This window comes from Pseudomonas sp. C2B4, from assembly GCF_013359695.1.
Taxonomy (GTDB): Bacteria; Pseudomonadota; Gammaproteobacteria; order Pseudomonadales; family Pseudomonadaceae; genus Aquipseudomonas.
Genome location: NZ_JABFMU010000005.1, coordinates 161316 through 175946, shown reverse-complemented (window position 1 = coordinate 175946; position 14631 = coordinate 161316). Strand labels below are relative to the sequence as shown.

The following is a 14631-nucleotide window of genomic DNA, read 5'->3' as shown; positions in this document are numbered from 1 at the left end:
ATATCAAAGGGCAATAGCCCTAACCTTGTTTCCCAATTCTTTAGATAGTTCTGCTTTAACCGTAAAGGCTGCTGCGTTAGAGGGAGTTGGAGTAGGCCCGTGTGTATGTGCCGCCAATTGCTCGTTCATTTCTTGCAGTAACTCCAGTGTGTCGCCTACCACTCGAAAAAGATTCACACCTTCCGAACCAATCCAATTTTTCGGAGCCTTTAAGCTTTGCGCTATACCAGCCATGCTCTGGCGCAAACCCTGGATTCTCTCCTGCATGTCGCCACCCACCGTGGCGTTGTGCTTTTGCCCGACCACCAAATTCAGATCACGGCCCGTCGCCTGGTGCAGGTCGTCCACTGCCGCGACGCTCGCGGATCCGCCCGACAACAGCTTAAGCGCGCCCAGCGCCTCGATCTTTTTAATACCACCCACTGACTCGGTTGAATGGTCGTCCACTGTCCTGGTGTGATTCTGAAAGCTCTCGGTGTTGTCCAGGGCTTCGATTTCGCGCTCGATCGCCTTGTCCCGGATCTTGCCATCGGTCTGACGCAACCAGTTGCCGTCGGCGTCTACCCGCTGCTGCACGGCGTCGCTGTGCTGCCACACCTGATCGCCCTTCGGCACCTTCGGCATGCTCAACCCGTGCGGCAGGATCGTCTGGATGTAGGGTTTGTTCGGCAGGCCGTAGGCGAAACACACCACCACTTGGGTGCCCTCCTCCGGAAAGGCATACAGACCCATTTCCTGGCCACCGGTGGGCAGTGGCAACGGCACCCCGGCCAGCTGGGGCAACTGCAAATCTGGTTCGCCGTCCGGACCCAGTACCTCGATGTCGACCGCATAGCGCGGCCGGAAATCGTCACAGATCCCGGCGCCGGCCGGCGCATCGGCCACGGCGATAACCCGGGCAAAGCGCGGCAGGTGGTAACCACCGGTGAGTTCGGGAAATTGCCGCTCTACGCTGCGGCGGATTGCGTCTTCCATCGGATGGCCATCTGGTCGTTGGCGAGCGCCACACTGGTGACGCGCTCGCCTTGGTTGATCGTTGCACCTGGTCGCAACCCGGGAAGGGCTGCGACCATTGCACTTTGGTTGCCCTGGTAGCCGTCGAACAGCTCCGTGGGAATTTGTAGCGGCGCCCGGACACCGAAAAAACTGTCCGCCCAGCTGCCCACGAACACTTCGCCGTTGCCCTGTTGCTGCCAGATGAAGTCGGGAATGTTGAAAACCCGGGTAAGGCTGTCCATCGCCTGGTAGCCGGCAGCCAGGCTGTAAAAGAACGGGGCTTTCACGCTGGCGTAAGGGCGATCGGGGACACGGAACCGCAGACCGGTCTGCTCACTGATGACAGCCAGCACGGCGCGCAAATCGACGTGACGCAGATTCATCGGCAGGGGGTTCGCCAGGACGGCGGCCAGCTCGCGGCAAAACAGCACCTGTTCGACGGCATTGGCGGCGGTGCAGCGCTCGACGTAACCGATGAAATGCCGTTGCAGTGTGCCTTCGTTGTAACCGATATCCAGCGTCACCAGGCCTTTCACCGGCACCGCGGATTGAATGGTGAACGTCGCTCGCCCCGGGCTGGTGGCGTCCAGGCGAACATCCTCTTTCACCAGGGCAAAGGGTGCGCCATTGATGACCAACACTTTGTGCAACTTCATGCCGGCGCACTCCCACCCAGCCACTTATCCACACGACCCAGTACCTTTTCGAAGCCGCTCAACGCCGGGTTGTCGCTCGATGCGCCGTTACCCCCTGCCCCATCGCCAACCGGACTGCCCGGGGCGCCTTGGGCGTTGACCGGGTTGTCGGCGCGTCGGCTCTCGACCTTTTCCGGGTTTGATTCGCGCTCGCTCAGCGTGAACTGGACCAGCCAGGCACGCAGCGAATCGTCTTCCCGGGCGCTGACACCGTCGGAGAACTCAACCTGGCGCACGCCGAAGGCTTCGGCCGAGTCGTTGACGACGCGATACAAGTGCAGCTGGCCACCGCCGGCCGTGGCTTCGGCCAAGCGCAACAGATCAACGAGCTGCGTTTTATCCACAAAGGGGATCAGCAAAGATACGGTCAGGGTCTTGGGCTTGAAGCCCTTGTGCGCCTTGTCGGTGTTGCTGGTCTGCCCGGACATGTCGCCGCTTTCAATACGCAGATTGGCGGTGACCTTGAGGTTCTTGCCCTGGACTTTGTGACCATCGAGTAAAAGCGTCATAGGCCAACCAACTCCTGGACAAAACTCAATCCCTCTTTCGAGCCGACCAGCATCACCCCGGCACATAGCACCCACTCATGACCAGGTGCATCCCCGGCCAGCAACTGGCGACGCAACTCGCTGGTGTTGCCCGGGCCAATCAAGCGGGCGCGCATGCTGACGTCGGGACTGCCGCCAGTCAGCAGGGCTTTCAGCTCGTCCAGTTGATCGTTTCGCTGTTGTTGCTGCTGCGCTTTGCGTGTTGCCAGTGCAGCCAGATCGCCCATTGGCGAGCTGTCCGCCGCGTAGCCCTCAAGCACCGAGAGTTGGCCAGTCATTGATTGCTTGGCGGCTTTGACCACTGTGCAACGCTCCAGGGGCAACGCTTGCCAGCGCGGCAATGGACCGGCGGCGGGGATCTCCCATTTCTCGGTCTCCAACGTCGACAGGTGTTGAGCCCGGCGCTGTGTGCGCACCAGGTCGGGCACCGGAAACAACGCGATGAACCGCGCCAGGCTGCTGGCCAGCTGTTCCAGGCGCGTGCTTAAAAACAAGATCGACAGCGCGTATTGCGGCCCAGTCGGTCGACCGGTGTCGGTCACGTCCTCAAGTTTTTTCGCCAGGTGCTCGAGCAGGTTCGGAGCGGACAGGAAACGCTGATAACCGCGCCCCTGGCCAATACCCGGTTGAAACGGGGTGACCACCAGGCACGCGGGGGCCTGGCTCAATTGGCCTGACAGCGCGGCACGGCCGGCGGCAATCACTTCTTTCGCCGCATCGCCGACCGGCCCCGGGCTGGTGCTGACCAGGCCTTCCAGTATGGCCAAGCGTTGCCCGGTGCTACCCAGCTCACCGCTGGCCAGCTCCTGGGCGGCGGTCAGGTTGCCCATCCATTGCGAGGATTGCTCGGGCCAGCGCATGGTTACCGGCGTCCAGGTCATGCCGGCGATGTCCAGGTGATCGCCTTCATCGCCGCCAGATCCTCATCTTTGAGGACGTCGGCCAGTGCCTGCTTGAGGGCGTCAGCATGCCGCAAGGCGGCATATTTGAAGCGCATCAGAGCTTGGCCAACTTCATGCAGTTGAGCCGCTGTGTGCGGTCGAAAGGCCTTCACCTGGTGTTCGTCAACGCAGGCGTAATCGGTATCGAGGCCGCTCAGAATCATCCCGGTCAGGTTGATTTGGTCTTCCAGCTCGCTGGCATAGCGGAAGGTCCAGCCCAGCGCGTCAGAGCTGAAGCCGCCTTCGATGTAGCGTGCGCAATCCGCACCGATCTTCAGCAGTTTTTCCTGGTACAACGCCGCCAACACAGCCCCGTCGTCGTCCACCCAACCCCCATCTTTCCAGACCTGGTTCGGCCCGGGTTTCTTCAGGGTGTAGCCGTTGGGCAAGGGCTGAAAGCCATCCAGCGTCAGGGGTTCGCCGGTGGTGATGCTGTAGGCGGTGACGCCCTGGTAAAAGTCCACCAGCTGCCACTGCCCACCGCTCCAAACAGCGACCTTGTTGTCCACCGGCGCCGGCGGCGGTACTTCAACGCAACCGGCAGGAATCAGGTACACGCCCGGCTCAATGGGGCATGGATCGGCGAGCGCCTGCCCCACGTACACGCCGAGAGGGTTGGTTTGATAAACGACTTTCGGGGTCATGCGCAGCCTCAGTACTTGATACAGAAAAGGAGGGCCAGGTTCTTCGGCCGTGTTTCGGCGCCGCCATTGGCAGCCACCGTGATGGCGTGGGTGTGGTTACCCGCACCGCCGATACCCACGTTGTGGGCGTGATAGCCCGCCTCGCCGACGCCAATGTTGTGAGCGTGCGAGCCTTGCACATCCGTAGTCGCAGCCCACCCATTGGCACCGTTGGCCGTCGTGATGTTAGGACCGCCGTTACCCACGTTGCTGTTAAGCGCTCGCGGAATGTTGTGAGCGTGAGAGCCTTGGGCATCGGTCCAGGCGGCGTGGGCGTGAGAACCCTGCGCATCGGTCGAAGCAGCGTGGACGTGATCGCCCACGGTGGCGGCAGTGGCGGTATGGGCGTGGGATTGCAGCAGCATGTCCTGGAACGATCCAAACACGCGACTGAGGTCAAAGCCGCGACCGTCGTCCCAGTCACGCAGGAACAAACCGCGCGAATCTGGAATGCCGAAGGTGGTCACGCCGTCGCCCGCACCAAATGTTGTACCTATACGGGCGAACAGGCTGGCAAAGGTGGTGCGGGAAATCAGCGCACCGTTGCACCTCAGCCAGCCGGTGGGTGCCGTCTTCATGGCAAAGCTGGCCACCATGCCCGTCATCGAATCACCGACTTGTTGCTGGAGCTTATTCAGCGCGGCGGTTGTGGCCAGGATCTCACTGCTGTTGGTTAAAGGATCGTCGCTCTTGGCGTTGGGCAAATTGCCCAGACCCACGTCGCCCTTGGTTGTCGCTCGAGCGCGCAGATCCGGGTAGTCGCCATTACGCGCCGCCAAATAACGAATCAAGGCAGTCCCAATAGGTTCGGATGGTCGCAGGTCGATGATGTTGCTCAAGGACACGAAGTCAGCGATCGGCACGCAATAGTGGCGGGTGCCGGCAGCGTCGGTGTAATCCGCTTGATCGCCATACACAACTTTCCACCGGGCCACTCGATCATTGAGTTGACGTTCCAGGCAGACATCCAACCAGACCTTACCAACGGGGACGACACCGGGAACTGGCAACGGCTCACCCAAGGCCACCCGAATACCTTCGATGTAGGCCGTTCCCGAACGAACCTGGTACGCGCTCGCGACTTTTTCAAAGGTCAGGGAGTCGCCAAAGAAACAGGCGCGCCCGTACAGGTTCCGGTTGCTTTGCCGTTCACGCTCATCAATGCCCGCCAGGCGCACAGTAAAATCGTGCTGCCAGGTGCTGGCGCTGATCGTCACGCCAGTAAGCTGTTGAGCACCATCGAACGCCACCAGAAAATTGCGGGTGACGTTGTTGCCGATCTGAAGCGGCGGAATGTTCTTGCGCTTCTGCTGCAGCGGCACGTAGGACACGGCAAACAACAGACCGTCTTCATCCTCAACGCCGACCCAGTTGAAATCCCAATCGCCGATGTCTGACCCCAGCTGCGCGCTGTACACCACCTGGTTGGGATTGACGTAGCCGGCATTTTCTTTGGGGATGGCGTAGACGTGGACAATCTGCCCCGCCGGCGGTCTGCCGGCTGCGCGATCAACGGGTGTCACCGGGTCCAGCCCGGGAACATTGGCAAAAATGAATTTGCTGATGATCAGATTTTTTTGCTGGCTTAGCTTTAGGGCGATTTGGCCTTCACCGGCCAAGGTAATACTGGCGCTCACGGTGCGCTCCTACAGGCGGGCAACCAGCGTTTGCTGGTCGTCGTTAAAGTCAATCAAGGCGATTTGCAGCGCCACGGGGGTGATGGTGAAGAAGTCATAACGCCGGCAGGTCCGGCCGTATTGCTGGATCAACACACGCAGCAGCTCCGGGTTCAGTGACAGCTGGGCGTTGCTGAATTTGAGCAGGACCACGTCCCAATCCCGATCGGGGTGGCGCTCCTCGATCTCGACGTAACCGACGCCTAGGCGCTGGAAAATGCGTTTCATCCCGGCAGTGCTGCCAGCGTCCACTGAATTGATGAAGGCGTATTTCACGCGCAGGCGAAACAAGGCTTCCGGTTCGCCCTTGAAGCGCGTGACGTCGCGCTGCCAGGCCCACAGCTCCAGGATGGTCAGGTGGCAGGTGTCGGGATCAATTTGCTGGTAGGGCCAACGCAGCCAGCCGGTGACGGTTTCCCACCAGGCCTGGGCGGCAGCGGTCAGCTTTGAAAGCTCAGTCCCAGCGAGCCAAAACGGTAGTTTCAGCTTGTTCATTGCATGCTCACCGTGAGGCTGTTCAGGCGCGGAATGTTCAAGCCCGAAATGATGTCGTCCGGCTGGAGCATGCTCAGCGACTCGATGTCGGCGAATTGCTGGTGCAGTTCTTCGACCAAGCGGCTCAGGCTGAAACGCGACTGGGGAAAGGTCAGCGTTGGCTGGTAATCACGCGGGGTGCTTTCGCGAAACGCGGCCCGCACGAACAGATCGACCTCTTTTTCCAGGGTGCTGATCTGTTCCGCGTTGAGGTTCAAACGCGGCCAGACTAAGACTTCAAGGTCCACCAGCACTTCCGGCATGACCATGGCCAGCAGGTCATCACCGTGCCCGTGATTGCCCTGGTCCCGAATGTGCACGTTGATTTGCTCCAGGTAGCTGTCCGCCGGCACACCGGCATCGAACAGCACAAAGGCGTTCGCGCTGCCCGGCCCCCGTGGTGCGCCATGCTCGAAATAAACGCCATCCGGACGCACACCCGGGAACGCGGAAATCATGGCGCGATACACCGCGTCGGTGTGCCATTGGTTGACCGCCGAAAACTGGTTACGCACACGTAGACGCAGTTGGTCGTTGGGTTCAGGATCTGCACCCGGGGATTCCAGCCAGCCGTCCACGTTGGACACCTGGACAATGCCCGGTACCGGCTCCGGCAGGATCGCGTAGTAACCAGGTGCCAGGTTGTAGCCGCTGCCCGCCTCCTTGCCTTCCACCGGCACTGCCAGTTGCAACTGGCCATTCTGGAAAGTCGCGGCGGCGGTCGTGTTCAACTGGTAGACGTTGCCGTTGATTGATGCTGACTGCACGGCGATACCTTTGGGCAGCTCCATCACCCCGTCCGGTGTCGCCCGGGTAAACAGCAAAGTGCCCCGGGCTTTGGTGGCGCCCTTGCGCTCGACGTTGACCGCCCAAGCCAGCATGTCCAGCCAGGCGTCCACCGCCGTTTTCACAAAGAAGTTGGGCAGCACCGTCAGGCACAGAAAATCCAGCAGCCATAGCACCGGTTTGGTCACCAGGGCCGTCATCACGCGCCAGAACGGCGAATAGCTGCTGGTGTTGGCCACCTTGGCACCCTGAGCCACCACTTCCTTTTCCCAGGCCGCCTTCAGCCCCGCTTCCGTGGTGGGAATGCCGGCGTCGGCGATCACTTGCTTAAAATCGACCTCGCTCATGCACGAACCTCAATCAATCCGAATTTCAGGGTTTTCGCGGTGACCAAGTACTGGCCAGCCTCCAACTGCGTGATGCGCGCTGTACCCGGCACCAGGCGTTCGTCCGCCTCCACCAGCAGCTCCAGCTGTTGAATGCAGTCGCGTTGGCGCAGCCGATCGCGCTCGGCCACCAGGGTGACCAGCAGCCCGCTGTCACGGATCATGTGCGCGATGTCCTGGGCGATGCAGGCGCGGTCATCGACCAGCCGCGGCTGGTGCGACGGGTCCAGCGCCAGGTCGTTGTTGACGATCAACAGGTCCAGGTACTCGCTCATCCTCCCACCGCCATGGCCATCATGTTTTCCATTTCCAGCGGGCTCATCGGCTTGCTGGTTTGAATGTTCACGTTCTCCACATGGGTGCCCTTGTTCTGGCTGTTGGTGTTGTTCTGAATGCTGGTCAGCAGGCCGCCTGGCGGCACCGCTGACGGGCGCGCCGGAGACAGGCTGGGGATGGCCGAGTTGATGGACTGCTGGGCTTTCTGTGCGGTGCCGGCGGCGTCGGCGGCACTAGTCGCGGCATCGACGCCGGGAATGTCGGGCATGCCACCGAAACGCGCCTCGATGTTCACCCCGGGGATGCTGTTGAGCATCTCGATCAGGCCGTTGATCGCCGTCTGAAAGACGCCGACGATGCTGTCCCAGGCCGCCTTGGCCATGCTCGACCAGCCGCCCATGGAGTTGAACCAGTCCGACAGCCCCGCGAACTTGTCCGCGACCCATTGAAAGGCGGCGGTGTCCATGAGCGCCGACGTCCATTCGTCCCAGTAGTAGACGGCGGCGACCACCATCGCGACCAGTACGGCAATCCCCATCACAATGACGCCGATCGGGTTGGCGGTCAGGGCAACGTTGACCAGCCATATCGCGCCCTGCCACAACAACATAGCGCCGCGAATGACCGCCAGGGCAGCGCTCAAACCATAGATCACGACGGAATAAGCCAGGATGGCCAGCTTTTGCAGAATGAAGCCGGCCACGGTGCGCAAGTTCAGCAACTGCACCACTTTCCACACTGTCACCAGGCCCAGCCAGGTGGTCCTGGCGATTCCCACCACCAGAGTGAGCAACGACATGGCGGCCACGATGCCCATGATGGTCAGCGCGGTGAGGCCGATCACGCGGGTGATGTTGGGAAACAGCTGCGACCAGCGCACCAGGGTTTTGCCGATGTCGACCATCTTGGACATGAACGGCGACAGGACCGGGATCAGCACCTGGCCAAATACCACGCGCATGACCTCGACCAGGGACGCCCACTGCTGCCATGGATCGACCATCGCTTGGGCCATCTGCTCAGCCTTTTCCAGACCGCGCACCTTGCCCAGTTGATCGATACCGTTGCGCAACCGCTCGCTGTCTTTGGCAAGGGCGCCGATCACCTGGGCGCCTTCACCACCGAACGCTTCCATCAACTTGGCCCCAGCCGAGGCGCTGGACAGATCGCCGAACTTGCCCTGGAGTTTGTCCAGGATGGTCATGATCGGCAGGATCTTGCCCTGCTGGTCGGTGAACTTCAGCCCCAACTTGTCCGACGCCGCGCCGATATTCTCGAAGAACGATTTGTAGCGTCCACCCGCGTCACCGCCTTCCATGGTGCTGCTCAGGGTGCCGATCACGGCCATCTGCTCGGCCAGATCGACACCGGCTGTCGTGGCGATCGCGCCGGCCTCCTTGAAGGCGTCCTTCATCGCCGCACCACTGGTACGGAACATCCGCACCGCCAGTGCCGTCTGACCACCGAGCCTTTCGACCCACTCGTCCTTGCCCATGGCATCGGCCTGGGATTTTTGCAGGTTGTAGAGCGTGCCGACGTACTCGCCCATCGTGCCGGCATCGGTCTTGGTCGCCTTGGCCAACAGGTTGCTGGTGTTGGTGAAGGTGGCCAGCTGGTTGCCGGCCAGGCCCTTGATCGCACCATCGATTTGGTATGCCGACGCGACAAAATCACGGGCGTTCTCGCCGTAGTTCACCGCAAACTCCAGCGACTTGCTGTTGAGCGCACTCAAAGCGTCCTCGGCCACACCCAGCGATCGGACGTCGCCCAGGGCGCGGTTAACCTCCAACGCCGGTGCCATGGATTGCTGAATGCCGACCACGGCCGCCGTAAGCCCGCCCAGACCCAAGCCCATCGTTTTGATGTGCTGTTCGCTCTGCTCGGCAAGGTCGGAAAAGCCCATTTTCACCTTGCCCAGGGGCGCGGTGACCTTGTCGGTCAGGCTCAGGATGAAAGCCAGGCTGGCGCTACGGTCTGCCAAAATCGTTACCCGTTCAGCGCAAGGGCGATGCCGTTAGCCACGGCAAACTCCATGCGTCTCCAGTATTCGTCTTCCAGCCACTTGGCCGTGCCCATCGCTTCGGTCGTGGGCTCGGCTCCAGGCAGCCAGCGGTTGGTCAGGGCCATCAACTGACCCAGGCCGTTTTCGGTTAGGCGGTCAGCGTGGTCGAGCGCTTTTTTACGATCACCTCAACGTTCGGCGCGTACTCTTCCAACAGCGTGCCGGCGAGCTGCATCACCATCACCGGGTTGCCCAGCAGTGGTTTCAAAGTGGCACGCTGTTCCTGCTTGACGGTGGTCATCAGCAGGTTGTTGCCCGGGGCAACTTTGTTGGTCTGCGTCAGCGCGTTGAAGTATTTGGTGACGTCCTGCGGGGTCAGGTTGAAGGTGAATTCCTGTTCGCCGACTTCCAGGACGATTTCCGGGTTTTGCTCGTTCATGCGCTCGCTCTCTTGTTGAGGTTTTTGAAATAGGTATCGAGGTGGTTTTCCAGCCGGTCTTCCAGGCGGGTAATGACCTTGTCGAACTGGTCGTTGCGCACGTAGTTCTGTGCCAGGTGCAGGCGCAGTTCCAGGTGCTCGCGGCGTGCCGCATTGATCTGTTTGAACAGGTACACCTGAAAGCCCATGACACCGGTCAGCGCCAGTTCGGTCAGCACTAAAAGGATGCTCACGGTTAATGGATTGAGTTCCATGTCATGCACTCCAGGTGCCGCGACCGCCGATGCGCACGGCTTTCCACATCAGCCAGGCCAAAGGCGTGGCCATGCCTTCTTCACGCAGCGCGTCGTAGAAAATCCGGTCGGCTTCCACCTTGCTGAAACGGTGGCTCAAGTGGGTGTAAATGTGGTCATGCACCACCGAAGGCCGACGTGCTTGGGGCGTTTGTGGATCAACGATCCGGCGCGCTACGTGCGGCACACTGGCCAGGTCCGAGAGGTAGCCAACCGGCACAACGACCTGTCGCCCGTCGCTGGTCCGATAGACCAGCGGGCGGATCACTTCCCAGCGGGTGTGCCCGGGCCGGTGTCGCAATTCCAGATCACTTTCAAAGGGCATCGGCGGCGCACCCCACGCGAATGGTATTGGGGGCGGTGTCACTGGCGATCTGCGCACGCAGCAGCACGCGTACTGTTTCCGGCGCTTGGCAATACATCGCCACTAGCGTGGACGCACTCCGCGCCACCACCGTACGGGCGTCACTGAAGGCACAACCGACCAGAGCGACGGCGGTGAACAGGGCAACAATCGACAATCGAGACATTCAGTAGCTCCAGATCGCAGGGCTGGGGAATCGGCCACCGGCCGGCGCCATACCCAAGTGGATAAAACGGGCACTACCGCGCTGGCTGATCCCGAAGCGAGTGAACTTCAGGTTCATGGCTAGGCGCAAAATCTCCACGGCATCAACACCACTGCAGCGCACGTCAACGGCCAAGCCGGTACAGTGTTCACCGGGGGCGGGCTTGTTTACTTCCACCGGATGCTGGGGGCAGCGGAAGGCACTGCTGAGTGCCATCGGCCGACCAAACTGCTGACGCAGCGTTACCAACTCAGCCATGAAATTCGGATTCATCTCGGCGCCGGTGCTGGCACATTTCCCGCACCGGCAGCGCAATTCAGCCGCAGCAAAGTGCGGCCAGGTGATCAGGCTCATCGGAGTTTTCCTGTCTCAAAAAGGGATTGGCACGGGGAGCACCGGCTGATTCCGCCCAGGGCCTGGCGCTGCTCCGGAATAGGGTTTTCGCACTCCAGGCAATGGCTGCGGCTCGGCCCGATCGGGCGTGCCTTGGCGAGCTGGGCGGCGATCGCCTGGTCACGCTGGCGTTGCTCCAGCGCCTGGGCACGATCGAACGGGCACACCATCAGCGCAGGCCCTCGATCTCACGGGCATCGAGGTACGGCACGCCGTTGATGTGCACAAAGTCAGGGCTGGTGACGTTGAACGGCACTTTGTGTTTGCTCTTTTCCGCACCCTTGGGATCGATACCTAGCAGGCTGGAAATCTTCACCTTGCAGCCGAAGGCTTCCACCCGCAGTTCCTCTTCTTCACCGGCCTTGGCGAAAAACACCGCGTCGAACGGTTTCAACGCACGGAAGCTGCCGGCCGATCGCGCCGCGTCGATCAGCAGGTTGAAATTGGTGGTGTCCAACTCAAACTCACCCGCCGCCGCGACGTCGCCTTCCACGTAGCCATCGGGAACGCCCCGGGTTTGTGCCACCGCCGAGTTGTCGGTGATGTCCAGGGTGCAGTTCTCGACGTGCAGCACCAGGTCGCCCAGGCTCACGTCGAAATTCTTACCGCCGATTTTTGCCATGGGCCTTACTCCGATTGATCGTTGGAAAGATCCAGGGCGATGTTCGCCGTCAGGTCTTTCGGGCAGTTGAGGGGTTTGAGTTTGATGAAGGCGGCGACCTTGGTTTTGCTCAGCCAACTGAGCACCAGGTCGCCGTCTTTCGGCGGCTCGATGTCACCCGGGAACACCTCGCCGTTGAACGTGCTGGACTTGGCCATGGCACGCAGCGGCGCCATCAACTGGTTGGTGTTGACCGCCATGCTGTTGGGGGTGCTGTTCAAGCGGCGATCGGCCACGCGACGAATCAGCAGCGGACGAATCAGGCGCGCAGCCTTGTCGGTGATGCGCAGGTATTCAACGACCTGAAAGTCACTCGCCGGGGTGTCGAGCATGTTGCCGTCGCCCCAGTACACGCCCTGGTAGTCGGGATAGGTTTGCGACACGGAGAAGCGTGCTCGATCCAGCTCATTGCGCACGGCAGACGGCAAGGGCACCTTTTCTTTGTCGATTGGCACCGCACCCAGTCCCAACACCGGACCGGTGGCGACACGCATCGGGCTGTCCGCAATGCTGACTGCGGTGTTGGCCAGGCGTCCGGCCAACACGCCCAGATCATTGCCGTGCAGTTGCGGCACGACCAGCACACGCGGTGCCGCTACGTTCGCCAACAACGCCTTCTGCTCAGTCTGGTAGTGCGCCCAGGTTTGTTCGGGGGTGATGCCGGTAACGCTGGCCATCACGAACACACGGCGGCCGTAGGTGTTGTTCAGCGCCACGGCCGTGTCATGCATAGCCGACAGTTCACCAGGCGTGGCCACCGGTTTGGTGATCACCACGGCTTCGACGGAAATGCCCTGTTGCTGCGCCTTTTCCAGCGCTTCCTGCCAGTTGCCTTCGACACCTATTGGAGCGGCGACGCACGCCCAGCGCTGACCGCCGTTGAGCCTGGCGGCGATGATTTGGGTTTTCAGATCGCTGGCCGGAATGCCCAGGGCTCCATCCAGGTCGCTGTCGGTATTCAGGGGGATGAACTGGCCGACGTTTTTGCCGGCTGGGCCGATGAACAGAAAATAACGTTCAATCTCTGTCACGGCACCCTGGCCCAGATTGAGATTGTCGACGGTGACTTGACCGAGTGCCATGCAATGCCTCGTTAACGGGGTGAAGTTAGGATTTGTTGCAACACCTGGTTGATCAGCACGCTGGTGTCGCGGTCGGAGTTAACGCCGATGAACTGGCGCTTGGGCAGAGTGATTTCCCAGCTCTGCGCGCCGCTGGTTTCGGCTCGTTCGTCGTCCAGGATGCGGATCAGCAAACCCGCCTTGGCGTAGTTCACATGCTCTTGAATCCACGCTACGGATGGCCGGGACAGCGCTTTTTTACCGGCCTGGCGCACACGAAAGCCCAGCCGGCGCAGGCGTTTGGCTTGCTTGTCGGTCGCAGCCAGGCCGGGTGCAGTTTTGTTCCAGCGCCTCATCTGTGCGGCAGTGCGGCGCTCGCTGACGCCGTTGTTTTGTTGCGCGGCGACCCAACGAGTTAAAGCGTTACGCCAACCCAACTCGGCTTCATCGGCGCTGACGCGGGTAACCACCATCAGCTTGGCCAGGCCGGCTTCCATCTTTTTCTTGCCTTTGCTGGAGCCCTTCCGTGCTTCAAACGGTGTGCCGTCCAGGTTCTGCTGGTCGCGCACACGCTGGCGACTCATCGTCCGCACACGCTTGGTGACGTTGTTCAGCAGCCGGCGGCGCAAGCGTGGCGGCAGGCTAAGCAAAGCCAGTTGTTCACGCACACCCAGGTAACCGCGTGCATCGAGTTCGAAGGTGCTACGCCCCGCCATTGGTGGCCACCTCGCCGCGCTCAGCCACCCACAGATCGAACGGGACAAATGCCCAGGTCTTGCCGAAAGCCAGAATCTCGCCGGCGGGGTCTTCGGCCAGATACTGTGGCTCGACAAACTCCAGGGTGATGTCCACGTCGGCCAGGTCGTTGTCCAGCATCTCGATGGCGAACTGCGCGGCCGGTAGTTCGTCGCGATCGCGCCCGGGATCGTTGCTTTCCAGCCAACTGCCAACTAGGGCCATCAGCCGCGCCGGGTGATCGGCGAAACGCTCCAGGACAATCGCGGCGCGATAGCGCATGTTGCCCAGGTGCATGCCATCCACGTCAGGCTTCCAGACCAGTTCGAGGGTGACTTGCTCGGTCCAGCTATCGAGCTGTTCGGGCTCGACCAGGCGGCGCTCCAGCAGATAGGCCGTGAGTTTCTGCAGCTTGGTCATAGCAACGCCGCCGTGATGCGGCCACGGCCCTGCAGAGCGCGTACAGCCTGCTGGCTGAACTCAAGGTAGGTTTCTTTGCGCTCAGGAGCTTCTTTACCCAGGTTCTCGGCACTTTCACGACGTACAACCGAGGCAAACTCAGGCAGCAAGCTGGCTTTGGCACGGCAATACACAGCGCGTTTGTACGTCGCGGCTTGAAAGGTGCGCTCCGGCAGAACGGTGGTGTCTGCAGACTCAACGTTTGACACTCCAGCGCCCTGCCAGCGCGCTTTTAACTTGGCCAGGTCACGATTGACCTCGGTCATTGCGCTGGTCAGGTTGATGACCAGCATCTCAACCAGGTGCTCTGCCGGTAGGCGATACCCCTTCTGGAACTCGGCCACGGAGAGGTTCGGCCAAAAGCCGTCGTTCTCAATCGCTTGCTCCACAAAGGTGGTGGGTTTCCCGGAAAAGCTCATTGCTGGCCGCTCAAATAGGGCGGGGAAACTGTTTCCCGTGGGGCTGGCCATAAATGGCAGACACACGTCCACAGTTCCC

General features: G+C 61.1%; 22 protein-coding genes. All 22 read right to left on the bottom strand.

Features of this window, described 5'->3' with window-relative positions; genetic code table 11:
* Nucleotides 1–3 precede the first annotated feature (3 nt).
* From HNQ83_RS06365 to HNQ83_RS06260, 22 genes are read right to left on the bottom strand one after another with little or no spacing between them, the layout of a single operon-like run.
* A complete protein-coding gene (locus HNQ83_RS06365) occupies nt 4–975 on the bottom strand; it encodes a phage baseplate assembly protein V (RefSeq protein WP_175388166.1) in 972 nt (323 codons plus the stop codon).
* Entirely contained in the window at nt 948–1652 is a 705-nt protein-coding gene (locus HNQ83_RS06360; protein ID WP_175388165.1) for a hypothetical protein, read from the bottom strand. Before HNQ83_RS06360 ends, HNQ83_RS06365 begins: the two co-directional genes overlap by 28 nt.
* Nucleotides 1649–2200, bottom strand: coding sequence for a DNA-binding protein (locus tag HNQ83_RS06355; protein WP_175388164.1), 552 nt, complete (start codon nt 2198–2200; stop codon nt 1649–1651). The genes HNQ83_RS06360 and HNQ83_RS06355 overlap by 4 nt, the downstream gene beginning before the upstream one ends.
* Nucleotides 2197–3120, bottom strand: a complete 924-nt coding sequence (locus HNQ83_RS06350) for a hypothetical protein (protein WP_175388163.1) — start codon at nt 3118–3120, stop codon at nt 2197–2199. The genes HNQ83_RS06355 and HNQ83_RS06350 overlap by 4 nt, the downstream gene beginning before the upstream one ends.
* Complete coding sequence (locus tag HNQ83_RS06345; protein WP_175388162.1) at nt 3117–3824, bottom strand: hypothetical protein; 708 nt, start codon at nt 3822–3824, stop codon at nt 3117–3119. The genes HNQ83_RS06350 and HNQ83_RS06345 overlap by 4 nt, the downstream gene beginning before the upstream one ends.
* An 8-nt stretch (nt 3825–3832) precedes the next feature.
* Nucleotides 3833–5500, bottom strand: a complete 1668-nt coding sequence (locus HNQ83_RS06340) for a phage tail protein (RefSeq protein ID WP_175388161.1) — start codon at nt 5498–5500, stop codon at nt 3833–3835.
* A 9-nt stretch (nt 5501–5509) separates the two neighbouring features.
* Complete coding sequence (locus HNQ83_RS06335) at nt 5510–6034, bottom strand: phage tail protein (RefSeq protein ID WP_175388160.1); 525 nt, start codon at nt 6032–6034, stop codon at nt 5510–5512.
* Nucleotides 6031–7206 carry a baseplate J/gp47 family protein gene (locus tag HNQ83_RS06330; protein WP_175388159.1) on the bottom strand — a complete coding sequence of 392 codons (1176 nt, stop codon included), beginning with the start codon at nt 7204–7206 and terminating at the stop codon, nt 6031–6033. Before HNQ83_RS06330 ends, HNQ83_RS06335 begins: the two co-directional genes overlap by 4 nt.
* The gene (locus tag HNQ83_RS06325; protein ID WP_175388158.1) at nt 7203–7520 is read right to left on the bottom strand and encodes a DUF2590 family protein; all 318 of its coding nucleotides are present in this window, start codon (nt 7518–7520) and stop codon (nt 7203–7205) included. The genes HNQ83_RS06330 and HNQ83_RS06325 overlap by 4 nt, the downstream gene beginning before the upstream one ends.
* On the bottom strand, nt 7517–9502 hold the full coding sequence (locus HNQ83_RS06320; RefSeq protein ID WP_175388157.1) for a phage tail tape measure protein: 1986 nt from the start codon (nt 9500–9502) through the stop codon (nt 7517–7519). The genes HNQ83_RS06325 and HNQ83_RS06320 overlap by 4 nt, the downstream gene beginning before the upstream one ends.
* Before the next feature lie 5 nt (nt 9503–9507).
* Nucleotides 9508–9648: a hypothetical protein gene (locus HNQ83_RS06315; RefSeq protein ID WP_175388156.1), complete on the bottom strand. Its 141-nt coding sequence runs from the start codon at nt 9646–9648 to the stop codon at nt 9508–9510.
* Between the two features lie 23 nt (nt 9649–9671).
* The gene (locus HNQ83_RS06310; RefSeq protein ID WP_175388155.1) at nt 9672–9962 is read right to left on the bottom strand and encodes a putative phage tail assembly chaperone; all 291 of its coding nucleotides are present in this window, start codon (nt 9960–9962) and stop codon (nt 9672–9674) included.
* Nucleotides 9959–10216, bottom strand: coding sequence for a hypothetical protein (locus tag HNQ83_RS06305; RefSeq protein ID WP_175388154.1), 258 nt, complete (start codon nt 10214–10216; stop codon nt 9959–9961). The genes HNQ83_RS06310 and HNQ83_RS06305 overlap by 4 nt, the downstream gene beginning before the upstream one ends.
* A gap of 1 nt (nt 10217) precedes the next feature.
* Entirely contained in the window at nt 10218–10580 is a 363-nt protein-coding gene (locus tag HNQ83_RS06300) for a DUF1353 domain-containing protein (RefSeq protein WP_175388153.1), read from the bottom strand.
* Complete coding sequence (locus HNQ83_RS06295; RefSeq protein WP_175388152.1) at nt 10570–10785, bottom strand: hypothetical protein; 216 nt, start codon at nt 10783–10785, stop codon at nt 10570–10572. Before HNQ83_RS06295 ends, HNQ83_RS06300 begins: the two co-directional genes overlap by 11 nt.
* Complete coding sequence (locus HNQ83_RS06290; protein WP_175388151.1) at nt 10786–11178, bottom strand: D-Ala-D-Ala carboxypeptidase family metallohydrolase; 393 nt, start codon at nt 11176–11178, stop codon at nt 10786–10788.
* Nucleotides 11175–11387 (bottom strand): TraR/DksA C4-type zinc finger protein, encoded by a 213-nt coding sequence (locus HNQ83_RS06285; RefSeq protein ID WP_175388150.1) that lies wholly within the window; start codon nt 11385–11387, stop codon nt 11175–11177. The genes HNQ83_RS06290 and HNQ83_RS06285 overlap by 4 nt, the downstream gene beginning before the upstream one ends.
* Nucleotides 11387–11839 carry a phage protein gene (locus tag HNQ83_RS06280; RefSeq protein WP_175388149.1) on the bottom strand — a complete coding sequence of 151 codons (453 nt, stop codon included), beginning with the start codon at nt 11837–11839 and terminating at the stop codon, nt 11387–11389. Before HNQ83_RS06280 ends, HNQ83_RS06285 begins: the two co-directional genes overlap by 1 nt.
* Nucleotides 11840–11844: 5 nt before the next feature.
* Complete coding sequence (locus tag HNQ83_RS06275) at nt 11845–12960, bottom strand: DUF2586 domain-containing protein (protein ID WP_175388148.1); 1116 nt, start codon at nt 12958–12960, stop codon at nt 11845–11847.
* Nucleotides 12961–12971: 11 nt separating this feature from the next.
* On the bottom strand, nt 12972–13655 hold the full coding sequence (locus HNQ83_RS06270; protein ID WP_175388147.1) for a phage virion morphogenesis protein: 684 nt from the start codon (nt 13653–13655) through the stop codon (nt 12972–12974).
* Nucleotides 13642–14094, bottom strand: coding sequence for a phage tail protein (locus HNQ83_RS06265; RefSeq protein ID WP_175388146.1), 453 nt, complete (start codon nt 14092–14094; stop codon nt 13642–13644). Before HNQ83_RS06265 ends, HNQ83_RS06270 begins: the two co-directional genes overlap by 14 nt.
* Nucleotides 14091–14552 (bottom strand): head completion/stabilization protein, encoded by a 462-nt coding sequence (locus HNQ83_RS06260; RefSeq protein WP_175388216.1) that lies wholly within the window; start codon nt 14550–14552, stop codon nt 14091–14093. The genes HNQ83_RS06265 and HNQ83_RS06260 overlap by 4 nt, the downstream gene beginning before the upstream one ends.
* Nucleotides 14553–14631: the final 79 nt, after the last annotated feature.